19 protein-coding genes are annotated in these 25,254 nt (G+C 65.1%); 18 read left to right on the top strand and 1 reads right to left on the bottom strand.

The window, feature by feature from the left end; genetic code table 11:
* Positions 1 to 34 precede the first annotated feature (34 nt).
* The 7 genes from AC0L2J_RS06575 (at position 35) to AC0L2J_RS06545 (ending at position 10,929) form a co-directional block, all read left to right on the top strand.
* Entirely contained in the window at positions 35 to 2,392 is a 2,358-nt protein-coding gene (locus AC0L2J_RS06575) for a TonB-dependent receptor (protein ID WP_473387962.1), read from the top strand.
* Positions 2,393 to 2,403: 11 nt separating this feature from the next.
* Positions 2,404 to 3,831, top strand: a complete 1,428-nt coding sequence (locus AC0L2J_RS06570) for a PepSY domain-containing protein (RefSeq protein WP_473387960.1) — start codon at positions 2,404 to 2,406, stop codon at positions 3,829 to 3,831.
* Between the two features lie 459 nt (positions 3,832 to 4,290).
* Positions 4,291 to 6,300 carry a hydantoinase/oxoprolinase family protein gene (locus AC0L2J_RS06565; protein WP_473387958.1) on the top strand — a complete coding sequence of 670 codons (2,010 nt, stop codon included), beginning with the start codon at positions 4,291 to 4,293 and terminating at the stop codon, positions 6,298 to 6,300.
* Positions 6,297 to 7,892 (top strand): hydantoinase B/oxoprolinase family protein, encoded by a 1,596-nt coding sequence (locus tag AC0L2J_RS06560; protein ID WP_473387956.1) that lies wholly within the window; start codon positions 6,297 to 6,299, stop codon positions 7,890 to 7,892. The genes AC0L2J_RS06565 and AC0L2J_RS06560 overlap by 4 nt, the downstream gene beginning before the upstream one ends.
* A complete protein-coding gene (locus AC0L2J_RS06555; protein WP_473387953.1) occupies positions 7,889 to 9,184 on the top strand; it encodes an aminotransferase class III-fold pyridoxal phosphate-dependent enzyme in 1,296 nt (431 codons plus the stop codon). The genes AC0L2J_RS06560 and AC0L2J_RS06555 overlap by 4 nt, the downstream gene beginning before the upstream one ends.
* Positions 9,185 to 9,322: 138 nt before the next feature.
* Positions 9,323 to 10,255, top strand: a complete 933-nt coding sequence (locus AC0L2J_RS06550) for an N-carbamoyl-D-amino-acid hydrolase (RefSeq protein WP_007608555.1) — start codon at positions 9,323 to 9,325, stop codon at positions 10,253 to 10,255.
* Positions 10,256 to 10,260: 5 nt separating this feature from the next.
* Positions 10,261 to 10,929, top strand: coding sequence for a flavin reductase family protein (locus AC0L2J_RS06545; RefSeq protein WP_007608557.1), 669 nt, complete (start codon positions 10,261 to 10,263; stop codon positions 10,927 to 10,929).
* Here the strand turns inward: AC0L2J_RS06545 and AC0L2J_RS06540 are convergent.
* A complete protein-coding gene (locus tag AC0L2J_RS06540; protein ID WP_473387949.1) occupies positions 10,926 to 11,588 on the bottom strand; it encodes an aspartate/glutamate racemase family protein in 663 nt (220 codons plus the stop codon). The genes AC0L2J_RS06545 and AC0L2J_RS06540 overlap by 4 nt on opposite strands.
* A 57-nt stretch (positions 11,589 to 11,645) precedes the next feature.
* Between AC0L2J_RS06540 and hydA the strand changes: the two genes are divergently transcribed.
* The 11 genes from hydA to AC0L2J_RS06485 all read left to right on the top strand — a co-directional run bounded on the left by hydA (position 11,646) and on the right by AC0L2J_RS06485 (position 25,239).
* Complete coding sequence (gene hydA / locus AC0L2J_RS06535; protein WP_473387946.1) at positions 11,646 to 13,115, top strand: dihydropyrimidinase; 1,470 nt, start codon at positions 11,646 to 11,648, stop codon at positions 13,113 to 13,115.
* A gap of 16 nt (positions 13,116 to 13,131) precedes the next feature.
* Entirely contained in the window at positions 13,132 to 14,106 is a 975-nt protein-coding gene (locus AC0L2J_RS06530) for an NAD-dependent epimerase/dehydratase family protein (RefSeq protein ID WP_473387943.1), read from the top strand.
* A 1-nt stretch (position 14,107) separates the two neighbouring features.
* Positions 14,108 to 14,857 (top strand): SDR family oxidoreductase, encoded by a 750-nt coding sequence (locus AC0L2J_RS06525; RefSeq protein ID WP_473387942.1) that lies wholly within the window; start codon positions 14,108 to 14,110, stop codon positions 14,855 to 14,857.
* On the top strand, positions 14,854 to 16,290 hold the full coding sequence (locus AC0L2J_RS06520) for an NAD(P)-binding domain-containing protein (protein WP_007608564.1): 1,437 nt from the start codon (positions 14,854 to 14,856) through the stop codon (positions 16,288 to 16,290). The genes AC0L2J_RS06525 and AC0L2J_RS06520 overlap by 4 nt, the downstream gene beginning before the upstream one ends.
* 119 nt (positions 16,291 to 16,409) lie before the next feature.
* Entirely contained in the window at positions 16,410 to 18,029 is a 1,620-nt protein-coding gene (locus AC0L2J_RS06515) for an ABC transporter substrate-binding protein (RefSeq protein ID WP_007608565.1), read from the top strand.
* A gap of 41 nt (positions 18,030 to 18,070) precedes the next feature.
* A complete protein-coding gene (locus AC0L2J_RS06510) occupies positions 18,071 to 19,105 on the top strand; it encodes an ABC transporter permease (RefSeq protein ID WP_007608567.1) in 1,035 nt (344 codons plus the stop codon).
* Positions 19,102 to 19,950, top strand: a complete 849-nt coding sequence (locus AC0L2J_RS06505; RefSeq protein ID WP_473387939.1) for an ABC transporter permease — start codon at positions 19,102 to 19,104, stop codon at positions 19,948 to 19,950. Before AC0L2J_RS06510 ends, AC0L2J_RS06505 begins: the two co-directional genes overlap by 4 nt.
* Entirely contained in the window at positions 19,947 to 21,617 is a 1,671-nt protein-coding gene (gene nikE, locus AC0L2J_RS06500; protein WP_473387938.1) for a nickel ABC transporter ATP-binding protein NikE, read from the top strand. Before AC0L2J_RS06505 ends, nikE begins: the two co-directional genes overlap by 4 nt.
* Before the next feature lie 141 nt (positions 21,618 to 21,758).
* The gene (locus tag AC0L2J_RS06495) at positions 21,759 to 23,360 is read left to right on the top strand and encodes an ABC transporter substrate-binding protein (RefSeq protein WP_473387936.1); all 1,602 of its coding nucleotides are present in this window, start codon (positions 21,759 to 21,761) and stop codon (positions 23,358 to 23,360) included.
* A gap of 17 nt (positions 23,361 to 23,377) precedes the next feature.
* Positions 23,378 to 24,319, top strand: a complete 942-nt coding sequence (locus AC0L2J_RS06490) for an ABC transporter permease (protein WP_007608573.1) — start codon at positions 23,378 to 23,380, stop codon at positions 24,317 to 24,319.
* Positions 24,316 to 25,239 (top strand): ABC transporter permease, encoded by a 924-nt coding sequence (locus AC0L2J_RS06485; protein WP_473387934.1) that lies wholly within the window; start codon positions 24,316 to 24,318, stop codon positions 25,237 to 25,239. Before AC0L2J_RS06490 ends, AC0L2J_RS06485 begins: the two co-directional genes overlap by 4 nt.
* The last annotated feature ends 15 nt before the right edge of the window (positions 25,240 to 25,254 follow it).

Here is a 25,254-nt window from a genome sequence, read left to right as displayed (position 1 = left end):
ACGTGCCACTGACGTCATACCGAGGTCCAAGACCGTGTCTCCCGTTCGCATTGTACGACCGCGCGCGCTCCTGCTCGCATCCGCGGCGCTCACATCTTTTGTCGCCATCGACATGCCAGCGGCCTTGGCGCAGCAGGCCCGCGAGCCACTGCCGCCCGTCGAGGTCTCGGCGCCACAATCCCGTAGGCAGGCCAGCCCGGCCGCACGAGACGTGCAGGGCCCACGCCGCGCAGCGGCGCGCAGGCCAGCGCCCGCATCTGTCACGCCGAAGCCTATCGTGCCGACCGCGGTTGCGCAGACGCCGCTCAATACCAATGCCGTCGCCGAGAGCGCCTCGCGCCTCGGCCTGACCGTGCGCGAAACGCCCGCGACCGTGGAAGTGATCTCGGCCGCAACCATGCGCGAGCAGGGCTATCGCACCGTGTCCGACGTCGCCCAGGGAGCAGTCGGCGTCACAGCCGGCGACAATCCGGCTGAACCCTCGGCTTTCTCGATGCGCGGCTTCACCAACAGCCAGATCAACACACTCTACAACGGCATCAAGATCGGTCCGCAGAACATGACCTCGCGGATCACCGACACGGCCAATCTGGAGGCTGTCGAATTCCTGAAGGGGCCGGCATCGCTGATGTCGGGCGAGGGCGCCGCCGGCGGCGCGATCAACTTCGTCACCAAGCAGCCGCACACCGGTCCGATCCGCAATGAGGCGGATTTCTCCTGGGACTCGCTCAATTCGTTCCGGGCGCATTACGGCTCGGGCGGCAGCACCAATGTGCAGGGGCTGGACTATCGCTTCGACGTCAGCCGTTCCTCGCTCAACGGCTTTGCCGACGACACCAACACCAAGACGCTCGACGTGTCGGGCCAGCTCAATTACCGCATCTCCGACAGTCTCAAGGTCTGGGGCGCGATCGAGTACCGCGAGGACCGCTCGAAGGCCTATTGGGGCGCGCCGCTGGTGCCGATTGCCTTCAGTGGCTCGCATGCGACGACGGGGATCGTGTCCGGCAATTACATCTCGAACTACAACAAAACCAATCTCGGTGCGGTCACGATCGATGACCGCACCTTCAACACCAACTACAACGTTCTCGACAATCGCAACGTCGCACAGGAGGTCTGGCTGCGCGGCGGTTTCGAGCTGAAGCTGGCGCCCGACCTGACGCTGAAAAGCCAGGCCTATGGTTACGGCGCAGAGCGCACGTGGTTCAACAATGAGATCGAGGCGTTCAATTCCGGTACGAACCTGGTGGACCGTGAGCGCTTCTATGTCGCGCACAGCCAACGCCTGGTCGGCAACATCACCGACCTGATCTGGGATGCGAATATCGCCGGCTTTGACAACCGCTTGGTCACGACGCTGTCCTCGAGCTATCTTGATTTCGTGAGGCCGGGCGCCGCAAATTTCCCCGGCGATTCCGTTCCACTGGTCGATCCGCCCCGCGGCTACTACGGCCTGCTCACTATTCAGCAGCAGACCGCGCGCATCGACAATGAGGCGCTGTCATTCGAGGACCGGCTGAAGCTCACGCGCAGCTTTGCACTGGTTGGTGGCCTGCGTGTCGAGCATATTGGGCTCGACCGCAATTCGACCGACAAGTTCGGTCTGGAGAAGGCGAACTTCCCGTTCTCGCAATCGTGGGCCCCGACCACCGGCCGTATCGGCTATACGTGGGAAGCCGTTCCGGGCCTGACCTTCTTCAGCCAATATGCGACCGGCGCCGACATCGCAGCCAACAACATCTTCCTGCTCAATCCGACCGATCCGCTCAACCTGACCACCGCGCGCACCTATGAGACCGGCGTCAAGCATCTGTTCTGGGACAACCGGGCGGAGTGGTCGTTCTCGGCCTACGACATCCTGCGCAAGAACGTCTATGCCGCGGCCGGCGGCATGCAGCTCAATCTTGCCGGACGGCAGGAATCGAAGGGCGTCGAGCTTGCCGCGTCCGTGCGTCCGATCGAGCCTCTGCGTCTCTGGGGCAACATCGCCTATGTCGATGCGCGCTACGCCGACTACGATTTTGTCGGCGGCTCGTTCGCCGGCAACACGCCGCCGAACGTGCCGCGCGTCGTCGCCAATGCCGGCGCGTCGTACCGTTTCTTCACGCCCTGGGCGGTCGAGCTCGGCATCACCGGCCGCCATGTCGGCGACCGCTACAACACCGATGCCAACACCGTGACGCTGAAGGCCTACACCGTGGCCGATGTCTACGCCTTCGTCGACATCCCCAAGACCGTGTTCAACGCGGTCGACCAGGCCCGCCTGACCTTCCGGGTGCGCAACATCGCCGACAAGCGTTACGCGATCTGGGGCGATCCGTTCTATCCCGACCAGATCCTGCTGGGCGCGCCTAGGACCTATGAAATTTCGGCCGCGTTCAAGTGGTAGGACGCTGATCGATGATGCGCGCGATCGTCCTGCTGCATCGATGGCTCGGGATCGCGTTCTGCCTGCTGTTCGCGATGTGGTTCGCGACGGGGATCGTGATGCACTTCGTTCCGTTTCCCTCCCTGACGGAATCTGAACGCTTTGCCGGGCTCGTGCCGCTGGCTAGCGCTGAGACCAGGATTGCGGTCGCCGATGCCGTTGCCGCGAGCGGCATCGCGGATGCGACGCGCGTTCGCCTGATCCAGCGCAGCAACGGACCGGTCTATGTCGTCGCGGGGCCGTCGCGCGCGGGCGCAGTCCGCGCCTCCGATGGGGCCGATGCGTCGGTCTCGTCTTCCGAGGTCGCGCTGGCCATCGCGCGAGACCACGCACGCAGCCGTGGGCTGGATGCCGCGCAAGCCGCGATCGTCGCGCGCGCGGACTATGACCAATGGAGCGTGCCAAACGGCTTTGACCGCCATCGGCCCCTGTTTCGAGTTGCCCTGGGCGACGCCGCCGCAACGGAGGTCTATGTCTCCTCGCTCACCGGCGAGATCGTTCTGGATACGACGCGCAGCGAGCGGACCTGGAATCTCGTCGGCAGCGTGCTGCACTGGATCTATCCGACAGTCCTGCGAAGTAATTGGTCGCTGTGGGATCGCGTGGTCTGGACCTTGTCGCTGCTGGCCCTGATCGCAGCATTGTTGGGCGCTGTGCTCGGCCTCGCGCGGATCAAACCTCGATGCGGTCTGATCGGCTCGCCCTATCGTGGCTGGCATGCGCTGCATCATCTCATCGGCCTCGCGGCGATGGTGTTTGTGCTGACCTGGATTTTCAGTGGCTGGCTCTCGATGGATCACGGGCGGCTGTTCTCGCGTGGGCAATTGACCTCGGCTGAATCCAGCGTGATGAACGCTTCACCGAATTGGACGGCTGCCCCATCGCTCGATCGGCAGCCTGTGTCGCCGTCGGCCCGTGAGATCGAATGGTTTGCCTTCAACGGCAATCTCTATCGGCGGGATCGCACCGCTCTTGCCGCTCAGACCTTGATTAAGGCAGGGGATGCGCCCCGCGATGGGGCGACGGGATCTCTGGATGTGCAGGAGGTCGAGAGGCCGACCGCGCGTCTCGCGGCCGGCTGCGGCGTACCGTCCGTACTTGCCGACAACGACAACTATCCCGCGCAGTCCACCGTTCCGGGTGCCCCGGTCTACCGCTCGTACTGCGGCGACCTCTGGTTCGACATCGACGGCGCCGACGGCAATTTGCTGCAAAGGCTGGATTCGTCGCGGCGGGTCTATCGCTGGCTCTACGGCGCGCTGCACACGCTGGATTTTCCCGCCCTCGTCGCGCGCCCGTTGCTGCGCGACGGTTTGGTCGTCGGGCTCTGCGCCCTCGGCTTTCTGTTCTCCATCACGGGCATTGCCATCGGCTGGCGCCGCCTCGTCGCGAGGCGTTGAGCGGGCAAAACCACCGCTTACTGATCGTACAATAAAGAGAGGCTGAGCCGACTGGCATGCATAGCTCATAAGCAATCGCATGGCCCGGAGCGCCGGTCGATCGCCTGCAAATTAGACAGTATTTGCGCCGCGCGTGGATTGCAGTGCAACGGATGTGGCTTTTCGCCCTGGAAAACTCGTGTGCGCTGCACTTATCCTGGGTGGAACGATCCACACTGACGTGCTCTCCATGCGGGCAGCGCTGCACTAAAAAGTGCCTCGGCGCGTCGCGCCGGTTGCGGGCCGGTCCTGTGCGTTGCGACAACTCCGGCCCTATCCCGAGGCCATCGCTCTGTCGCACGCTCGCAAGCGGTGGCATGACAGGGGATGATGATGAGCGCTCTGGGCTTGGGATTGAACTTCGCGAAGGACGGGAAGGGCCCCGCGTCCGGTTCGAACGTCGTCCGTAGCTGACGCCACATGAGCACCGACGAAAACCACTGGGAAGTCGGCACCGATATCGGCGGCACCTTCACCGACATCATCGCGATCCGACACTCCCCCGCGGAGGCGCGGATCGCGAAAGTGCCGTCGCGACCTCAAGCTCCGGTTCAGGCGATGCTGGAGGCGATCGAGGCGGTGGGCCTGCGCAAGAGCGAGGTCAAGCGCTTCGTCCACGGCACCACGCGCGTGACCAACGCCATCGTCGAAGGACGTCTGCCGAAAGTGGCGCTGGTGGCGACCCAAGGCTTTGCCGACGTGCTGGAGATCGCCCGCTATCGCCGCCGCGATCTCTATCGTCTCGACGTCCCGCCGAAATCGCCGTCGCTGGTGCCGCCCGAACGATGTTTTGGCCTCGCCGAGCGCCTCGATCACGAGGGCCGGGTGCTGAAGGCGCTGGATGACGCGGAGATCGAGCGCCTGGTGGCCTGGCTCAAGGGGACCGGAGTTCAGAGCGTCGCGGTCGCGCTGCTTCACGCCTATGCCAATCCCGTGCACGAGAAAATGCTCGGCGAGCGGCTCAAGGGCGTCGTCGCCCACGTCTCGCTGTCGCACGAGGTCAATCCCGAGGCGCGCGAATACGAGCGGACCTCGGCGACCGTGTTCAACGCGGCCGCCATGCCGATCGCGGTGGAATATCTCAGCGAGCTGGAGCAACGGCTGCCGATCGGTCCCGGCCTGCAGGTGTTTCATTCGGCCGGCGCCATGGTCCCGATCTCGGCCGTGAAGCGGCGGCCGCTGGTGATGGCGATGTCGGGCCCCGCGGCCGGCGTCTCCGCATCCGTCAGCATCGCGCGCCAGCTCGGCACATCGCGGATGCTGACGTTCGACATGGGCGGCACCACGACCGACGTCTGCCTGATCGTTGACGGCCAGGCCGAGATGACAGACGGCCGGATGCTCGGCGACAAGCCGCTGCGCCAGCCGATGCTTGCGGTTCACTCGATCGGCGCGGGCGGCGGATCGATTGTTCGCAACGGCCCCGGTGGCCTGACCGTCGGACCGGAAAGTGCCGGCTCCGAGCCGGGGCCGGCTTGCTATGGCCGCGGTGGCACCGAGCCGACCATCACCGACGCCAACGCCGTGCTCGGCTATCTCAATCCCGACACCAAACTTGGCGACCGGATCGGAATCGACATCCAGGCAGCCAGCGAAGTGATCGCGCCGATCGCGCGCACTCTGGGGCTGAGCCCGACCGAAACCGCGCTCGGCATCATCAAGGTCGCGAATGCGACAATGGCGCGTGCGCTCCGCCGCGTCACGGTCGAGCGGGGCATCGACGGACGCGACTGCACGCTTCTCGCTTTCGGCGGCGGCGGGCCGATGCACGCCGCGGGCCTGGCCGATCTCTACGGGATCGCCGAGGTCGTCGTTCCCAGTGCATCGAGCGCGTTTTCGGCGCTGGGTTGTCTCACCGCCGATTTCAGCTTCCTCCAGCAGCAAACCCTGCGCGTGGCGCTCGACGGCATCGACCTCGCCCGTGTGTCCGAGCGGATCCGGGTGCTGATCGACGATGCCTCGGCGCCGCTGATTGCCAACGGCGTTGCCGCGACCGAGATTCAGATCGAGCTGGTGGCCTTGATGCGCTACGCGGCGCAGAACGACGCCATTCCGGTGCCGTTCGCGCGACCGCTCGACGTCATCACGCTGAAGAGGGATTTTCTGGCCCGGCACCACGAGCTGTTCGGCTATGCGACGGGCGAGAGCTGCGTCATCGAATCCGTGCGGGTGCAGGCACGCCGTCCGTCGGCGACCGTCGTGAGCCGGCCGACCGTCGCGGTCAGGACGGTATCCACCGGCGAGCGCAGCTGCTCGTTCGACGGCTTTCACGACATCGCGACAAGCATCATCGACCGCGCGTCGCTGACCGAAATCGTCAGCGGCCCGGCCATCATTGAAGACGCATGGTCGACCGTGGTGGTCCCGCCCGGCTGGCAGGCAAGGCCGGATGTTTCAGGCAATTTGTTCCTGACGCGGGGGGCGGCATGAAGCTCGATCCGTTCGTCGTCGAAGTCATCAGGCACGGGCTCTCGGCCGCGGCCGAGGAGATGAGCCTGGTGATGACGCGCTCGGCGCGCTCGCCGCTGCTGCGCGAGGCCGGCGACCTGTCGTCGGCGATCACGGACGGCCGCGGCGACCTGGTCGGACAGGGTCGCGACATTCCGATCCATCTCGGCGCAATGGCCTATACGGTCCTCGAATTGCTGAAGGTGGTGCCGCGGGACGGCCTAAGAGACGGCGACGCACTGATCTACAATGTCGGCCCGCTCGGCGGCAACCATCTCAACGACGTCAAGGTCGTGCGCCCCGTCTTCGTCGATGGCGAGATCGTCGCGTTCGCGGTCAGCCTCGCGCATTGGCCCGATATCGGCGGCACCTGGCCCGGCAGCTATTTTGCGAAAGCGATCGACACCTTCCAGGAGGCGATGCGGATTCCGCCGGTTCTGATCGCTACGGCAGCCGGCGTCAATACGCCGATCGTGCAGCTGCTCAAGGCCAATGTTCGCGATCCCGAATCCTGCGAGGGCGATCTTCTCGCCCAGATCGCAGCGACCAAGGCCGGCGAGAAGCGCATCGTCGACCTTTGCCGCGAGCACGGCAAGGCGGTCTTCACGGCGGCGCAGTCGCGCCTGCACGATCTCTCCGAAATCGAGATGCGCGAGGCGTTGCGCGATCTGCCTGATGGCGTCTACGAGGGCGAGGATTATCTGGACGACGGCGGCGCCGACGATGCGCCCGCGCGCATTCATGTCAAGATCACCATCGCCGGCGACGAAGCGACCTTCGATCTCTCGGGAAGCTGCGACCGCGTCTCGAATTTCTGCAACACGACGCCGTTCATGGCGCGCTCGGCGGTGGCCTATGCCGCGCGCATCATGAGCGGGCGCGACATGAACCAGAACGCGGGCGCGCTGCGGCCGCTGACCATCATCACGCGCCCGGGCTCGATCCTGGAGCCGGGGTGGAATGCCTCGGTTGCGGCCGGCAACCACGAGACCTCGATGCGCATCGTCGATGCGATTTTTCGCGCGATGCAGAATACGATCCCCGAACGTCTGTCGGCCGGCGGGGCGACCACGGCGGGCGTCCTCTTCTTCGCCGAACCGCGACAGAACGGTTCGTGGAAGATGCTCTACGAGGTCCACGGCGGTGGCGAGGGCGCGCGGCATGATCGGGACGGGATCTCGGCGACGCGGGTGCATCTGTCCAACACTTCGAACACGCCGGTCGAGGTGATCGAGGCGAATTACGCGATTCAAGTCGAGCAGCAAGCCATTCGCCGGCAGTCCGGCGGCGCCGGCGCGCATCGCGGTGGAGACGGCGTCATCCGTACGTATCGCATCCTGGCGCCGTCGATGCATTTGACCACCTGCATCGAGCGCATGGTGATCGCGCCGTTCGGCATGCAGGGCGGCGAGCCTGGCAAGACCTGCCGCATCTCGCTGATCAGGCAGGGCGCGAACGTTGCGATCGACGGCAAGTCGAACCTGGTGCTGCAGCAAGGCGATCTCGTCACGATCGAGACCTGCGGCGGCGGTGGCTACGGCGTCGAGGCTGCGGAAAGGAGGGGGTTGCAATGAGCAGATTGCTGCGAACCGGGCTGAATGCCGGCGACAGCGGGCCCATGGCCGTGGTCGGTGGCGAGGGCGTCTATTTTCATCTGTCGGACGGCCGCAAGCTCATCGACGGCAGCAACACCGGCGGCGGCCTCGGACATCGTCATCCCGCCATGGTGGAGGCGATCCGCCGCGCCGCGGATACGCCCGTCGTGAACGAGGGGTGGACCTGGGTCGGCCGCGAGCAGGCCGCTGACGATTTGATGGCCACCGCGTTCCGTGGCGAAGAGGATTGGGTCGGCGCGGTGCGCTTCTGCATCAGCGGCAGCGAGGCCAACGACATGGCGCTGTCGCTGTGTCAGGCGCTGACGCAGCGGTCCGCGCTGGCGACGCGCGAGCGCGCCTATCACGGCATCACCGGCCTGTCGCGCAGCATGACGGTGCAGCCGCAATGGCATGGCGGTCTTGCGGTCCACTCTGGCGGCTCGAAGCTGCCGGCGCCGATGGCGCCCGTGCGGATATTGCCGGCGCCACACGGCGCGATCTATGGCGCGCCGCCCAACAACACCCCGCCCAGCGAATATCTGGCCGACGCCACGCGCCTGCTTTCGGATACCGCAGCGACGATCATCGACTACACGCAGGGCGGCATCTATTACGACGGCGCCTATCAGGACGAGGTGGCGCGGTGCGCGCGGCAGGCCGGCTCGTACTGGATCGCCGACGAAGTGGTGACCGGTGCGGGCCGCGCCGGGCGCTGGTTCGCGTTCCAGGGTGCCGAAAGCCGCCCTGACATCGTGACGCTTGGAAAATCGCTCGGCGGCGGCGCGGCGGCGGTTGCCGCGGTGGTGGTGTCGAAAGATATCGTCGAACGGCTCAAGGGCACGAGCTGGCAGAATTACGGCACGTTGCGCGGGCATCCTATCAGCATGGCCGCCGTTAGCGCCTATCTCAAGGTCGTCAGCGAAGAGAAGATTCTTGAGCACGTGAAGAACCTCGAAAAGCTGTTCGCCCGCCGCCTGCTCGCCATCGCGCAGAAACATCCGAGCGTGCAGCGCGTGGCGGGGCAGGGGCTGCACTGGACCGTGGAGCTGCACGGGCCGGACTGGCGCTCCTGGCACGCCGACACCACCGAGGTGCCGATCGCCTCGCGCGTCGCGGAGCGGGCCCTGGAGGCAGGCGCCGTGATCGGCACCAGCGGTGAGCAGACCTCGCTGTTCCTCGCACCGCCGCTCGTGATCTCCGAGCATGAGGCCGGACAGCTTCTGGACGCGCTGGACCACGGCCTCGATGTTGCGGATGAGGAGCAGACATGAGGGTGCATCGTGCAACGCACGCTATGTCGATCCGCAGGGACCGGCTGGAAAGTCCGGATGATGCTGCGTTATGCTGCCGCGTGCCGGCACATTATTTGAAATTCTAGCCTAGCCCAAGACACCACCAGGAAATCGCTGATGCGTATCGTCAACGTTGCCGCCGCCCAGATGGGTCCGATCCAGAGAGCAGACAGCCGCGAGGCCGTGGTCAATCGCATGATCGCGCTGATGGATGAGGCCAAGAGCAAGGGCGCCGACCTGATCGTCTATCCGGAACTGGCGCTCACGACCTTCTTTCCGCGTTGGTACGTGGAGGACCGGGCCGAGTTCGACAATTGGTTTGAGCGCGAGATGCCCAATGCGGCGACCCGGCCGTTGTTCGAGCGCGCGGCGCAGCACCAGATGGCGATGAATTTCGGCTATGCGGAGCTGACGCCTGACGGGCATCATTTCAACACTGCTGTTCTCACCGACAAATCCGGCAAGATCGTCGGAAAATATCGCAAGATCCATTTGCCCGGCCATGTGGAATACGACACCAAACGCTCGCACCAGCATCTGGAGAAGCGCTATTTCGAGCCGGGCGATCTCGGCTTCAACGTCTGGCGCGAGCTGGGCGGCATTATCGGCATGGCGATCTGCAATGACCGGCGCTGGCCCGAGACCTATCGCGTCATGGGCTTGCAAGGCGTCGAGATGGTGCTGATCGGCTACAACACGCCGTCGGTGAATGCGGAGAGGAGCGACGAGGGCATCGAGAAACGCCTGTTTCACAACCGCCTCTCCGCGCAGGCCGGCGCCTATCAGAACGCGACCTGGGTCGTCGCGGTGGCCAAGGCCGGCAACGAGGACGGACACCCGCTGTTCGGCGGCAGCCTCATCGTTGATCCCAATGGCGAAATCGTCGCCGAAGCGAAGACGGAGGACGACGAGCTGCTGGTCCACGCCTGTGACCTCGACGCCACCACCTTCGGCAAGACCACGATCTTCAATTTCGCGCAGCATCGCCGTATCGAGCATTACGGGCTGATCACCAGCCGAACGGGCGCAGTGCCGCCGCCGGAGAAGTGACGTCGATGGCGGACAAGGGCACATCAGGTATTCCCCTGCGCGAGCTCGATCCACGCGATCGCTACAAACTGCTTTGCGGCGTGGTGGTGCCGCGGCCGATTGCGCTGGTGACGACGCTCGACGCGAACGGGGCGGTCAACGCCGCGCCCTTCAGCTTCTTCAACGTGTTCTCGGAGAGCCCGGCGCTGATCGTGCTCGGTCTCCAGCACAAGCCGGATCACAGCCCGAAGGACACCACCCGCAACATCCATCGCGACGGTGAATTCGTGGTTCACATGGTGGACGAGGCTCTGTCGGTGGCGATGAACGACTGCGCTGTGGATTTTCCATCCGGCGACAGCGAGGTCGCCGCTGCAGGGCTGGCGACGCTTCCCTCTGTAGACGTGAAGGTGCCGCGCCTCGCCGCCGCTCCCTTTGCGCTCGAATGCCGGCGCCATGTCGCGCTGAATTTTTCGCCCGATCGCGAACTGCTGGTCGGCGAGGTGCTCCGGGTTCACGCCCGCGAAGGCCTCGTCGACGAGGCCAACATGTATGTCGACCTCGACGCCTACCGGCCGATCGGCCGCATGTTCGGCAATCTCTACACGACGCAGCGGGATACGTTCGCGCTTGTCCGCGAGAGCCACGCGCAATGGCTCGCGCGGCAGGACGCCAAAGAGCTGAAGGACGCCTAGTGATTCGAGAACTGCACCGTACCCAGCGCCATGGTGACTGCCGCCTGTGTCGGGTCGATCACGGCAATGCCGAGCGCGTCTTCGAGGGGACGGCGATGGCGCGCCATGCCGGCGCAGCCCATCACGATGGCGCGGGCGCCGTCCTCGTCGCGCAGCGCGCGGCCGATTTCGATCATCCTGGCCAGCGTGCCTTCGCCCGAGGCGGTCTCCGCGACGCTCATGTTGAGCGGCCGCTCGCCGGCGAGGCGTTCGGTCAGTCCCATCTGCCTGAGATAGCGCATGTGACGCGGGATCGAGCGCTGGGCGATCGCGATGACGCCAAAGGTTTCGGCGCGGGCCAGCGCGGTCAGCACGCCGCACTCGGCGATGCCAAACACGGGGCGATCGGTGCCTTCGCGGCAGACCTGAAGCCCGGGATCGCTGTAGCAGGCGATGACAAAGGCGGCCGAGCTGTTGTCGCCCTCGACCAGCCGGCGCAGCGGCATGGTGACGTCATCGACATCGGCCTGGCTTTCAATGCCGAACGGTCCCTCGGCCAGCGTCTGGCAGACCAGTTCGGGGCCGCCGTCGAAATCAAGCGGCTTCAGCGCGTCCTCCAGCCCCTGCGTGACCGCAGGGTTGGAGTTCGGATCGATGACGAGAATGCGCGGTCGGGACATGCTGGTCTTCCTGCAAAATTTCGATCACTTGGCTTGAGCCTATCAATGGAGTGCCTCATGACTGAACCCGCTTACGACCTGATCATTCGCGGTGGGCGCGTCGCGACGACGACCGACGTCTTTGAAGCCGATGTCGCCATCTCCGGTGAGACCATCGCCGCCATCGGGCGCGGGCTTCCGCCGGCGAAGCGCGAGATCGACGCGCGCGGGAAGCTCGTTCTGCCCGGCGGCGTCGACAGCCACGCCCATATCGAGCAGCTGTCCGCGGCCGGCATCATGAACGCCGACACGTTCGAGAGCGCGACCGTCTCCGCCGCTTTTGGCGGCACCACCACGGTGATCCCGTTTGCCGCACAACATGTCGGCATGAAGCTGCCGCAGGTGGTCGAGGATTATCACGCGCTCGCGAAGAAGGGCGCCGTGATCGACTACGCCTTTCACATGATCATTGCGGATGCGACCAGGGAAACGGTCGAGGAGCATATTCCGGCGTTGGTGAAGCAGGGCCATGCCTCGATCAAGATCTTCATGACCTATGATCGGCTCAAGGTCGACGACGAGCCGTTGCTGGACATCCTTCTCGCCGCGCGCCAGTCCGGCGCGATGTTGTGCGCCCATGCCGAAAACCACGGCATCATCGCCTGGATGGTGAAGCGCCTGCTCGCGCGCGGCTACACGTTGCCGAAATACCACGCCGTCAGCCACGCCCGCGTGTCGGAGGCCGAAGCCTTTACACGGCTGATCGGCATGGCGGCACTGATCGACCAGCCCATCATGATCTTCCATGTCTCGACCGCCGAGGGCGCCAAGGTGATCCGCGATGCGCGCGGGCAGGGGCTGAAGGTGTTTGCCGAAACCTGTCCGCAATACCTCTTCCTCACCGCTGCCGATCTCGACAAGCCCGGGGCGGAAGGCGCCAAGTGGATGTGCAGCCCGCCGCCGCGCACGCATGCCGACCAGGAGGCGCTGTGGCAGGCGCTGTCGCTCGGCGATCTCCAGACCATCTCGTCGGATCACGCGCCTTATCGTTACGACGAGACCGGCAAGCTGCGCGCCGGTCCCAATCCGAACTTCAAGCAGGTCGCCAACGGCCTGCCGGGACTGGAGCTGCGCCTGCCGCTGCTGTTCGACGCGATGGTGTCGAACGGACGGCTGGGCCTGGAAAAGTTCGTCGAGCTGACGTCGACCGCGCCGGCCAAGATCTACAATCTGCATCCGCGCAAGGGCTCGATCGCGGTCGGCGCCGATGCCGATATCGCGATCTGGGATCCCAATCGCGAGACCGTGATCGCCGACGAGATGATGCATGATCTCGCCGGCTACACGCCGTTTGCGGGACGAAAGCTGAAGGGCTGGCCGGTGTCGGTGCTGTCGCGTGGCCGGGTGATCATCGACGGCAACAAGTGCCTCGCGAGCGCCGGCAGCGGACAGTTCCTGGCACGCAGCGGCGGTGAGGCGGCCAAGGCGACGGGGCGGCTCGTCGCCGACATGGATCCGGAACGGAATTTCGGGGCAAAACTGCTGTGATGGTGGATCGCGCGCGATGAAGATCGTCATCTTCGGCGGCACCGGCTTTGTCGGCCTCAATGTTGCGGAGGCGCTGCTCGCGCGCGGGCATGACGTGACGCTGTATGACCGCGCAGAGTTGCCACCATCCGCGCGGCGATCTCTTGCCGATTACGGCGCCCGGCTCAAAGCGGTGCAGGGCGATATCACCGATGCAGATGCCATCGATGCCCTCATCGCTGAAGGCGTCGATGCGACCGTGCTGGGCGCGGCGATCACCGCCGGTGATGAACTGGAGAGAGCGTCGACCGCACGCGTTCTCGAGATCAACGTGATGGCGCAGATCCCGATCCTGCTCGCCGCGATCCGTCATGGCGTCCGCCGCGTCGTCAATCTCTCGTCGGCATCGGCCTACGGCGCCGCGGGGGCGCGAGTCGAGATTCTCGACGAGGAAACGCCTTGCGATCCGGTCTCGTTCTACGCCATCAGCAAGTTCACCTCGGAGCGCTCTGTCGCGCGCCATGCCGAACTCTTCGGCGGTGATTTCCTGAGCGTACGGCTGAGCGCGCTGTTCGGACCATGGGAGCGACCGAGCTCCGTACGCGACACGCCAAGCCTCCAGTTCCAGATCTTGGCCGCGTTCGCCCGCGGCGAGCCGGCGATCATGCCTGAAGCGGGCATGAGGGACTGGATCTACGCGCCGGATGCGGCCGAGGCCGTGGCGATCCTGATCGAAGCTGACCGGCCGCGCCACCGGCTCTACAACATCTCCCGCGGAGGGCTTTGGCCTGCGCTGCAATGGGGCGAGGCCTACGCTGCGTTGCATCCCGGCCTGCAATGCCGGCTCGCGGCGCCCGGCGAGAAATCCGTCATCAAGCTGCATGGGGCCTATCGCGCGCCGCTGTCGGTGAACCGGATGGCGGATGAATTCGGCTGGCGCGCGCGGTTCGGCTGCGCCGAGTCGGCGGCCGCGATGAGCGCCTGGTTGACGCAGCATAAGGACTGGATCTGACATGCGGCTGCAAGGGCGCACGGCCATCATCACGGGAGCGGGTTCGGGTATCGGCCGCGCCAGCGCCAAGCTCTTCGCGGAAGAGGGCGCGCATCTCGCCCTAGTCGATCGCGATGCCGCAGGACTTCAGGAGACCCTGAGCCTGGTCGGCGAAGCAACGACGCATGTCGGCGACGTCGGCGATGCCGGTTTCGCCGAGACCGTCGTCGGCGATGTCGTGGAGCGACACGGTCGGCTCGACATCCTGATGACCGCCGCGGGGTTTTCCTGCGGCGGCACGGTGCTGACAACGAGCCCGGCCGATTGGGATGCGGTGTTCCGCACCAATGTCGGCGGCACCTGGCTGTGGGCGCGGGCGGCCGTGCCGCAGATGCAGCGGCAGAACAGCGGTTCGATCATCACGCTGGCGTCGCAGCTCGCGTTGGCCGGCGGCAAGGGCAACAGCGCCTATATCGCGGCCAAGGGCGCGATTATCAGCCTGACGCGGACGATGGCGGTGGATTTTGCAACCGACGGCATTCGCGTCAACGCGATTGCACCCGGTGCGATCGATACGCCGATGCTTCGCGGCAGCTTTGCCCGTCACGCCAATGCGGACGAGGTGCGCGAAGCCTCCCGCAATCGTCACGCCATGAAGCGGTTCGGCCAGGCCGATGAGGTCGCGCAAGCCGCGCTGCATCTCGCAAGCGATGCGTCCTCGTTCACGACCGGCACCGTGATGGTGGTCGACGGAGGCTGGCTCGCGGCATGAGTGATGCGCTGACAGAGCTGGAAGCGCACGTTCGTGCCGATCTCGTACGGATCGCGCATCCCGGTGCCGCCTGGCTCGAACCGAAGACGGGACCGAACGGCAAGCCGGCGCTGGATGTGCTCGTGATCGGCGCCGGCCAATCCGGCGTCGCCATCGGCTTCGGCCTGATGCGCTCCCGCGTCAGCAACATCCTGCTGCTGGACAAGGCCGAGGAGGGGAAGGAGGGGCCATGGCTCACCTATGCCCGCATGCCGACGCTGCGCAGCCCGAAGGACTATACCGGTCCTGACCTCGACATTCCGAGCCTGACCTATCAATCTTGGCATGAAGCCCGCTTCGGTAAGGAAAGCTGGCAGACGCTGAATCTGATTCTGAGGGAGCACTGGGCTGAGTATCTGCTCTGGCTACGGCGCACGATCGGCTTGCCCGTGCGCAACGGCTGCGAGCTTCTGGAAATCCGGCCGGCGGCGGATGGTTTGTTGGCCGCACGCGTGAAACGTGGCGATGGAGTCGAGACACTCCATGCGCGCAAGATCGTGCTCGCGACGGGGCAGGAGGGAATGGGCGGCTGGATGATCCCGGAGCCGCTGAGCCATCTGCCCGAGAGCTCGGTCGCAACGGTCGCCGATGATATCGATTTCGAAAACCTCCGCGGCAAGCGCGTCGCCGTGATCGGTGCCGGCGCATCGGCCTTCGACAATGCGGCGACCGCGCTGGAAGCGGGCGCGGCCGAGGTGCACCTGCTTTGCCGTCGTGCGCAGATCCAGGTGATCCAGCCCTATCGCTGGCTGACCTTCCGCGGCTTCTTGAGCCATCTCAGCGATCTCGACGATGCCTGGCGCTGGCGCTTCATGCGCACCATCCTCGAGATGCGCGAAGGCTTTCCGCAACCAACTTACGATCGCTGCGCAAATCATGCCAATTTCACATTGCACGAGAGCGCGCCGATCGAGGCAGCCCGCGAGACCGATGACGGCCTGGAATTGCAGACGCCGCACGGCGCCATACCTGCGGATTTCGTCATCTGCGGCACCGGCATCGACATGAACTTTGCCGGACGTGGCGAGCTGCGCGCATTTGCCGGCAATATCGCAACCTGGGCGGACCGCTACCAGCCCCCGGAGAGCGAGCGCAACGCGCGGCTCGGCCGCTTTCCCTATCTCGCCGACGATTACGCCTTCACCGAACGTGTTGCGGGCGAGACACCGTGGATCTCGAATATCCATCTCTTCGCCATCGCCTCCACCATGAGTTTTGGCCCGTCGGGATCGTCGATCAACGCGATGACGACCGCGGTGCCGAAGCTGGTCACTGGCCTGACGCGCGGCCTGTTCCGCGCCGATGTCGAACGACACTGGGCCTCGCTTCGCGCCTACGACGTGCCGCAGGCCGTGGTCACGCGGCCGGCGCGAAACATGGAGGAACCGCGATGATCGTCCATGCGCCACCGCGACAAAGCGTCCACAAGAGCGCATCATGAGACTGGCGCGCAACTTGCTTCTTTCTTGACCTGTCCTGCTGGCGTTCCTGTCGAAAATATTGGGGAAAACGAATGCGTTTTGTATCTTTCAGGCTGGCATCCTCCGTGCTCGCCACCACCGCGTTGTTGCTCGTCGCCACCGCGCCCTCGCAAGCGCAGACCAGGGCCGAGACGTTGCGCTATGTCACCGGCGCATCCGTCAACACGCTCGATCCCAACATCCCGGGCTCGACGCGCGAATCCTTCGCGCTCAGCATGAGCACATACGACCGCCTGGTGGCGTTCGGTCGCAAGCAGCTCAACGGCAAATGGGTGTTCGATCTCGACAAGATCACCGGTGAGCTCGCCGAATCCTACGACGTCAGCCCGGACGGACTGAAGCTGACATTCCGCCTGCGCAAGGATGCCAAGTTCCAGGACGGCTCGCCCGTGACCGCCGAGGACGTGAAATGGTCGCTCGATCGCTGCGTCACCGCGCCGATCCTCGGCAAGGCACAATTGCTGACGGGATCGTTGACGTCGGCCGACCAGTTCAAGGTGATCGATCCCCTCACGATCGAAGTGACGCTGCCAAAGCCCGACAAGCTGGCGCTGCCGAATCTCGCGACGGTCTACCCGTTGATCATCAACTCGAAGGTCGCCAAGGAACATGCGACTCCGGAGGATCCCTGGGCCACCGCCTGGCTGAAGGAGCACACCGCTGGCAGCGGTGCTTACGTGATCGAGAGCTTCAAGCCTGGCGAGCAGGTGATCATCAAGCGCAACGAGGCCTGGAACCGCGGCTCGCCCGACAAGCCGGCGTTTTTCAAGCGCGTCATCGTGCAGTCCGTGCCGGAGCCCGCGACCCGCGCCAATCTGGTCGAGCGCGGTGACGCCGATCTCGTCGTCGATCTCCAGGCCAGCGACGTGCAGTCGCTCGAGGCCAAGGGCAAGCTCAAGGTGGTCTCGACGCCGCAATACAATTCGATCACCTTCGTCTCGATGAACAACCAGATCCCGCCTTTCGATAACGTCAATGTCCGCCGCGCCATCGCCTTCGCGCTGCCCTATGAGGATATGTTCAAGGCTGCCTTGTTCGGCCGCGGAGCGCCGCTGTTCGGTGCGAATTGGCCTGATGGCAAGCCGCTGAACGGCATCTATCCGTTCCAGGCACCGGTGAAGACCGATCTCGACAAGGCGAGGGAATATCTGAAGGCCGCAGGACTCCCCGAGGGTTTTTCGACCACCTTCAGCTTCAACGTAGGCCAGGCCTCGACCGCGGAGCCGATGGCTGCTCTCGTGAAGGAATCCCTTGCCAAGATCGGGATCAAGGTCGACATCCAGAAGCTGCCGGATGCGCAGATGTCGACGCAGATCAACGAAAAGAAGCTGCCCTTGTTCACGGAAGGCATCGTCGCCTGGCTGCCGTCGACCGATTACTTCTACCGCAACTTCTACACCGGCAATCAGCGCTGGAATTACAGCTCGATCAACAATCCGGAGCTGGCGACGATCGCGCAGGAAGCACGCTTCGAGCCCGACAAGGCCAAGTACGAGGAGGATGGCCGCAAGCTCAATGCGATCCATTTCAGCGAGATGCCGCAGATCCCGCTGTGGCAGCCGAACCAGGACGCCGTGATGGCGGCCTCGATCGAGGGCTATACCTACGAGTTCCATCGTCAGGTCGACTATCGCGACGTCAGCCGCAAGTAATCTGACTGAAAAGTGATGTCCGCAAACGGAGGCTCTGAAAGGTGATGACCGGACTTGGTGCGACGGTGGCGCGGGCGGGGAGGCGGCTTCTGTCGTCGCTGCCGGCGTTGTTCGGCGTGCTGGTCTTCACCTTTCTCCTGATGCGGGTCCTCCCCGGAGATCCCGCGGTGTTCTTTGCCTCGGGACCCAATGCCGGCAAGGAGGAGATCGAGCAGATCCGCAAACAGATGGGGCTCGACAAGTCGGTGCCGGAGCAGCTCGTGTTCTATCTGTCCGATATCGGCCGCGGCAATCTGGGCCGCTCAATGATGACGGGGCAGCCGGTGCTCAAGGATTTGCGCGAGCGTTTGCCGGCCTCGCTGGAGTTGACCTTCACGGCGCTCCTGATCGCGCTGATCGCGGCGGTGCCGCTCGGCGTGGTCGCAGCCTTGAAACCGGGATCGCTGGTCGATCACGGCGTGCGGCTGTTCTGCGCGCTCGGCGTCTGCGTGCCGACCTTCGTGTCGGGCCTGCTGCTGATCTATGTGTTCTACTATCTGCTCGGTCTTGCGCCTGATCCGACCGGGCGGATCGACGTCTTCACCTCGCTGCCGCCGCAGCGCACCGGGTTCCTGTCGATTGATTTCCTGCTCGCGGGAGACATCGAGGGCTGGTGGGCGGCCTGCAAGCAATTGATCCTGCCGGCGCTGAGCATGGCCCTGTTCGTCATCGCGCCACTGGCGCGGATCACGCGTGCGTCGATGCTGGTCTCGCTCGGCAGCGATTTCGTGCGCACCGCGCGCTCGGTCGGATTGTCCTGGCAGAAGGTCGTCGTCACCTATGCGCTGCGCAATGCGATCCTTCCTGTCATCACCATTGCCGGCATCGTGTTCTCGACCATGCTTGGCGCGAATGTCCTGGTGGAGAAGGTGTTCTCCTGGCCGGGCGTTGCCTCCTACGCGCTCGATGCACTGCTGTCGTCCGACTATGCGCCGGTCCAGGGTTTCGTGCTGCTGATGGCTGGCATCTTCGTGCTGGTCAATCTCGTGGTCGACGTCTGCTATGGCATCGCCGATCCCAGGGTGTCGATCGGATGACCAGCGCAACCCTCCGCCATTCGGTCTGGATCTTGCGCGGCAATCCGCTGACTGGTGTCGCCGCGGCGGGTGTCCTGCTGTTCGTCCTGGTCGCGATCTTCGGACCGTGGCTGGTGCCCTATGATCCCGTCGTCTCCAATGTCTCGGAGGCCCTGCAGCCGCCGAGCGCGGCGCACCTCGCCGGCACCGACCAGCTCGGGCGCGACGTGTTCAGCCGCCTCGTCGTTGCGGCCCGGCTCGACCTTGCCATCGCCGTCTCGGCGGTCGGCATCTCCTTCGTGATCGGCGCCGTCGTAGGCTCCTTCTGCGGCTATGCCGGCGGCAGGCTCGACCGCTCGGTCGGCCGCTTCGTCGACGTCATGATGGCCTTTCCGCTGTTCGTGCTGGCGATGGCGATGGTTGCGGCGCTCGGCAACCGGATCGAGAACATCGTGATCGCGACCGCGATCATCAATCTTCCCTTCTACATCCGCTTCGCGCGCGCCGAGGTCAACGTCCGGCGCAATGTCGGCTGGGTGGAGGCGGCGCGTTCCTGCGGCGAGAGCCATTTCTCGGTGGTGCTGCGCTTCCTGCTGCCGAACATCCTGCCGGCGATGGCGGTGCAGATCTCGCTCAATCTCGGCTGGGCGATCCTGAATGCCGCCGGCCTCTCTTTCATCGGTCTTGGGGTCAAGCCGCCGACGCCGGAATGGGGCATCATGGTCGCGGAGGGCGCCCGCTTCATCTCGACGGGGCGGTGGTGCCTGGTGGCCTTTCCGGGCCTCGCCTTGATGATGGCCGTGCTGTGCTTCAACCTCCTCGGTGACGGGATGCGGGACATTCTCGATCCGCGCATGCGCACATGAGCGAGGACTTGCTCAGGATCGACGATCTCCACGTCGCATTCTCGACGCGACGCGGGACGGTCGAGGCCGTGCGCGGCGTGACGCTCAAGGTCGAAGCCGGCGAGATGCTCGGCCTCGTCGGCGAGAGCGGCTCGGGCAAGTCGGTGACTGGTTTTGCGACGACGCGGCTCCTGGATTCAGCCGGGCGCGTCACCGCAGGCAAGATACTGTTTCGCGGCCAGGACGTCACAAAACTCAGGGGCGATGATCTCCGGCAGCTCCAGGGCGCCGCGATGTCGATGATCTTCCAGAACCCGCGAGCGGCCCTCAATCCGATCCGCACGATCGGCCTGCAGATCGCGGACGCGATCCTCACTCACAAGCGGATATCGAAGGGCGCCGCCCGCGCCGAGGCGCTGGAGCTGTTGCGCGCCGTCCAGATCCGCGAGCCGGAAGCGCGGATGAACGCCTATCCGCACGAGCTCTCCGGCGGCATGTGCCAGCGCGTCATGATCGCGATCGCGATTTCCTGCAATCCAGCGCTCTTGATCGCTGATGAGCCGACGACCGGCCTCGATGTCACCACGCAGAAAGTGGTGATGGACCTCCTGGCGGAGATTGCCGCCGCGCGCGGCATGGCAACGATCCTGATCACGCACGATCTCGGCCTAGCGGCGCGATATTGTCGACGTATCGCGGTGATGGAGCGCGGCCGCATCGTCGAAGAGGCAAGTCCGAGGACGCTGTTCGGTGCGCCACAGCACGCCTATACCAGACGTCTGGTGGCGGCGTCCCCGACCGCGACCTCCCGGATTGAGGATCTCGTGACGGAAGAGGAGCGGGAAGGCTCCGCGGCTGTCGTCAGCAGGCCCAGACAGGAGCTCGCCTACGGGACTCCGCCGCTGCTGGAAGTGCGCAAGCTCGCAAAGCGCTTCGACGAGGGCGCTGCGGCGGTGGCGGACTTCTCGATGACGATGGCCGGCGGCGAGAGCGTCGGCCTCGTCGGCGAATCCGGCTCCGGCAAGAGCACGACGTCGCGGATGATCTGCCGCCTGATCGATCCGAGCGAGGGCGAGATCGTGTTCGACGGGCAGTCGATCGGCCATGTGGCGTCGCGCGACTTTCACCGCTCGCGCTTCCGCAAAGACATCCAGATGGTGTTCCAGGACCCGAACGAGAGCCTCAATCCGCGCTTCACCGCCTTCGATTGCATCGCCCATCCCCTGATGCGGCTCGACGGCATGCGCGGGGGCGATGCGCTGCGCAAGCGCGTGGAAGACTGCGCCGATCACGTGGGGCTGCCGCTGGATCTGTTGCCGCGCTTTCCGCATCAGCTCTCCGGCGGCCAGAAGGCGCGCGTCGGCATCGCCCGCGCCATCGCCTGCCGGCCGCGGCTCCTGGTGCTGGACGAGCCGACCGCCGCGCTCGACGTCTCCGTGCAGGCCGTGGTGCTGCAACTGCTCGACCGCATGCGGCGCGAGAACGACATCGCGCTGCTGTTCGTCAGCCACGATCTCAACGTGGTGCGCATGCTTTGCGACCGCACCATCGTGCTGCGCAATGGCGGCATCGTGGAGCAGGGCGAGAGCCGGGCGCTGTTCGACAATCCCAAGACCGACTACACGCGCAAGCTGGTCGAGGCGATCCCTCATATCGAGACCGGGCCGGTGCTGGCGGCCGCGCTTTGAGGTCTCGACCGGCCCAGATGGTGCGGATCTCCCGCTGGAGAAGGCCCGGTTAGTGGCACACCATTTGCACGCCAACGAGCTCTGGTTTCACCTGTTCTTGGCCAACGATGGCCGGCATCACGGCACTATTGGGAGGATTTCATGGATCGCAGGACCGTATTGAAGGGACTGGCCGGCGCGGGCGGTCTGGCATTGAGCGGCCTCTCGGCCCCGGCGATCGCACAAGGCGCCTCCGCGCGCACCCTGCGCTTCGTGCCGCAAGCAAATCTCGCCAATTTCGACCCGATCTGGGGCACGCAATATGTCGTGCGCAATGCCGCCGCGCTGGTCTGGGATACACTCTACGGCGTCGATTCCGCGCTCCAGCCGCAGCGGCAGATGGTCGAGTCCGAGGAGGTGACCGACGATGGCACCACCTGGACGTTCAAACTGCGGCCGGGGCTCAAATTCCACGACGGCGAGCCGGTGCTGAGCAAAGACGTCGTTGCGAGTCTCACCCGCTGGGCGGCGCGCGATCCGATGGGGCTGATGCTCAAGGCGCTGCAGCAGGAGCTCACCGCTGTCGACGATCGCACCTTCAAATGGGTGCTGAAGCAGCCGTTCCCGAAGATGCTCTATGCGCTCGGCAAGAACAATTCGCCTTGCGCCTTCATCATGCCGGAGCGCATTGCGCAGACCGACCCGTTCAAGCAGATCGGCGATTATGTCGGCTCGGGGCCGATGAAGTTCGCCAAGGGTGAGTGGGTCCCCGGTGCGAAAGCCGTGTTCGAAAAATTCGCCGACTATGTGCCGCGGCAGGAGAAGGCGTCGTGGCTCGCCGGCGGCAAGCAGATGCTGCTCGACCGCGTCGAATGGATCGTGATGCCCGATCCGGCGACCGCCGCGGCAGCTCTGCAAAACGGCGAGATCGATTGGTGGGAGAACCCGATCGCGGACCTCGTCCCGATCCTGAAGAAGAACAAGAACATCAGCGTCGACATCGGCGATCCCCTCGGCAATGTCGGCTCGTTCCGCATGAATTTCCTGTATCCGCCCTTCAACGACGTGCGGGCGCGGCGCGCGGTGCTGATGGCGATGAGCCAGGAAGACTACATGCGTGCGCTCGTCGGCGATGACAATTCGCTGTGGAAGCCGCTGCCCGGCTTCTTCACGCCCGATACGCCGCTCTACACCGAGGCGGGCGGCGAGGTCCTGAAGGGCAAGCGCGATCTCGACGCCGCCAAGAAGCTGCTCGCCGAGAGCGGCTATTCCGGCCAGCCGGTGACGTGCCTCGTGGCGCAGGACCAGCCGATCACCAAGGCGTTCGGCGATGTGACCGCCGATCTCCTGAAGAAGCTCGGCATGAATGTCGACTTCGTCGCGACCGATTGGGGTACGGTCGGCTCCCGCCGCGCACAGAAGACGCCGCCCGGGCAGGGCGGCTGGAACATGTTCCACACCTGGCATGCGGGTTCGGACTGTATCAATCCGGCGCCCTACACCGCCATTCGCGCCAACGGCGACAAGGCCTGGTTCGGCTGGCCGAACAGCCCGGGCACCGAGAAGGAGGTCACGTCCTGGTTCGAGGCCAAGAACCTCGACGAGGAGAAGGCCGCGGTCGCTCGCCTCAACAAGGTCGCGCTCGAGGACGTCGTCTACGCGCCGACCGGCTTCTTCCTCAGCTACACGGCCTGGCGCAAGAACGTCTCCGGCATCACGAAAGGGCCGCTGCCGTTCTTCTGGGGCGTGTCGAAATCCGCATGACCCTGCGCTGAAGCCAGATGCTCTCCTACATCCTCCGGCGTATCGCCTCGACCTTGCCCGTGATGGCGATCGTCGCGCTGTTCGTGTTCAGCCTGCTCTACATCGCGCCGGGGGATCCCGCCGTGGTGATCGCGGGCGATCAGGCAAGTCCGGAGGATGTGGAGCGCATCCGTCAGAGCCTCGGCCTCGACCGACCCTTCCTGATCCAGTTCGGCAGCTGGGTCTGGCGCATTCTGCACGGCGATCTCGGCACCTCGATCTTCACCAATCTGCCGGTCTCGACCATGATCGGGCAGCGTCTCGGGCCGACGCTGTCGCTGATGATGGTCACGCTCCTGCTCACGATCGTGATCGCGGTGCCGCTCGGCGTGCTGGCGGCCTGGAAGGCGGGAAGCCTGATCGACCGGGCCATCATGGCCTTTGCCGTGTTCGGCTTCTCCCTGCCGGTCTTCGTCGTCGGCTATGTCCTCGCCTACATCTTCGCGCTGGAGCTCGAATGGCTTCCCGTGCAGGGCTATACGCCGCTCGCCCAGGGCCTCTGGCCCTGGCTGCAAAATCTGATCCTGCCGGCGATCGCACTCGGCTGTGTCTACATCGCCCTGATCGCGCGTATCACGCGGGCCACCATGCTCGAAGTGTTGCAGCAGGACTATATCCGCACCGCGCGCGCCAAGGGCCTCGGGCAGGGCGGCATCCTGTTCGTCCACGCGCTGAAGAACGCGGCGGTGCCAATCGTCACGGTGATCGGGATCGGCATCGCGCTCCTGATCGGCGGCGCAGTTGTCACGGAAAGCGTGTTCGCGATTCCCGGCCTCGGCCGGCTCACGATCGACGCCATCCTGCGCCGCGACTATCCCGTCATCCAGGGCATCGTGTTGCTGTTCAGCTTCGTCTACGTCCTCGTCAATCTGATGATCGACGTCATTTATACGCTCGTTGACCCGAGGATCCGCTATTGACCGACACGACCGTGAATCCGCAGGCGCTGCCGGCGGGCTTCGTCCTCGCGCCGCAACTGCCTGAGATCCTCCGGCCGGTCACAATCCGGCGCGGCTTCATCGGGCTGCTGCGCGGCCATCCCACCGTTGCCATCGGCGGCACGTTGCTGCTGTTGCTCGTCCTGATCGCGATCTTTGCGCCTTATCTTGGAACGGTGGATCCGACCGCACTTGCACCGGCCAAGCGCACCCGCGCACCGTCGGCGCTTTACTGGTTTGGCACCGACGTCCTCGGCCGCGACATCTATTCACGCGTGCTGTTCGGCGCGCGCGTCTCGCTCACGGTCGGCTTGTCCGTTGCGATCTTCGCCTCCGCGGTCGGTCTCGCCATCGGCATCGTCTCCGGTTTCATCCGCTGGGCCGACGGCATCTTGATGCGCTTCATGGACGGCCTGATGTCGATTCCGCCGATCCTGCTGGCGATCGCGCTGATGGCGCTGACACGCGGCAGCGTCGGCAACGTCATTCTGGCGATTACCGTTGCCGAGATACCGCGGGTTTCCCGTCTTGTCCGTAGTGTGGTGCTGTCGCTGCGCGAGCAGCCTTACGTGGATGCGGCGGTGGCCTGCGGCACGCGCACGCCGATGATCATCCTGCGCCACATCCTGCCGAACACGCTGGCGCCGATGCTGATCCAGGCGACTTACATTTGCGCCAGTGCGATGATCACGGAGGCGATCTTGTCCTTCATCGGCGCGGGAACGCCGCCGACCATTCCGTCCTGGGGCAACATCATGGCCGAGGGGCGGGCGCTGTGGCAGGTCAAGCCCTACATCGTGTTCTTTCCGGCGGCCTTCCTGTCCGTCACCGTGCTCGCCGTCAATCTGCTCGGCGACGGCCTTCGCGATGCGCTCGATCCGCGCATGGCCAAGAGCCTCTGATGGTGAGGGACTGAT

This window comes from Bradyrhizobium sp. MV1.5 (genome assembly GCF_055807615.1).
This window is presented reverse-complemented; position numbering and strand designations above follow the sequence as displayed.

Bases quoted from the DNA above. Each gene is read 5' to 3' on its own strand.
- AC0L2J_RS06545 (WP_007608557.1), top strand. From the start codon at position 10,261: ATGGCGGACAAGGGCACATCAGGTATTCCCCTGCGCGAGCTCGATCCA.
- AC0L2J_RS06565 (WP_473387958.1), top strand. From the start codon at position 4,291: ATGAGCACCGACGAAAACCACTGGGAAGTCGGCACCGATATCGGCGGC.
- AC0L2J_RS06530 (WP_473387943.1), top strand. From the start codon at position 13,132: ATGAAGATCGTCATCTTCGGCGGCACCGGCTTTGTCGGCCTCAATGTT.
- AC0L2J_RS06490 (WP_007608573.1), top strand. From the start codon at position 23,378: ATGCTCTCCTACATCCTCCGGCGTATCGCCTCGACCTTGCCCGTGATG.
- AC0L2J_RS06525 (WP_473387942.1), top strand. From the start codon at position 14,108: ATGCGGCTGCAAGGGCGCACGGCCATCATCACGGGAGCGGGTTCGGGT.
- AC0L2J_RS06540 (WP_473387949.1), bottom strand. From the start codon at position 11,588: ATGTCCCGACCGCGCATTCTCGTCATCGATCCGAACTCCAACCCTGCG.
- hydA (WP_473387946.1), top strand. From the start codon at position 11,646: ATGACTGAACCCGCTTACGACCTGATCATTCGCGGTGGGCGCGTCGCG.
- AC0L2J_RS06560 (WP_473387956.1), top strand. From the start codon at position 6,297: ATGAAGCTCGATCCGTTCGTCGTCGAAGTCATCAGGCACGGGCTCTCG.
- AC0L2J_RS06505 (WP_473387939.1), top strand. From the start codon at position 19,102: ATGACCAGCGCAACCCTCCGCCATTCGGTCTGGATCTTGCGCGGCAAT.
- AC0L2J_RS06515 (WP_007608565.1), top strand. From the start codon at position 16,410: ATGCGTTTTGTATCTTTCAGGCTGGCATCCTCCGTGCTCGCCACCACC.
- AC0L2J_RS06550 (WP_007608555.1), top strand. From the start codon at position 9,323: ATGCGTATCGTCAACGTTGCCGCCGCCCAGATGGGTCCGATCCAGAGA.
- AC0L2J_RS06555 (WP_473387953.1), top strand. From the start codon at position 7,889: ATGAGCAGATTGCTGCGAACCGGGCTGAATGCCGGCGACAGCGGGCCC.
- AC0L2J_RS06570 (WP_473387960.1), top strand. From the start codon at position 2,404: ATGATGCGCGCGATCGTCCTGCTGCATCGATGGCTCGGGATCGCGTTC.
- AC0L2J_RS06520 (WP_007608564.1), top strand. From the start codon at position 14,854: ATGAGTGATGCGCTGACAGAGCTGGAAGCGCACGTTCGTGCCGATCTC.
- nikE (WP_473387938.1), top strand. From the start codon at position 19,947: ATGAGCGAGGACTTGCTCAGGATCGACGATCTCCACGTCGCATTCTCG.
- AC0L2J_RS06495 (WP_473387936.1), top strand. From the start codon at position 21,759: ATGGATCGCAGGACCGTATTGAAGGGACTGGCCGGCGCGGGCGGTCTG.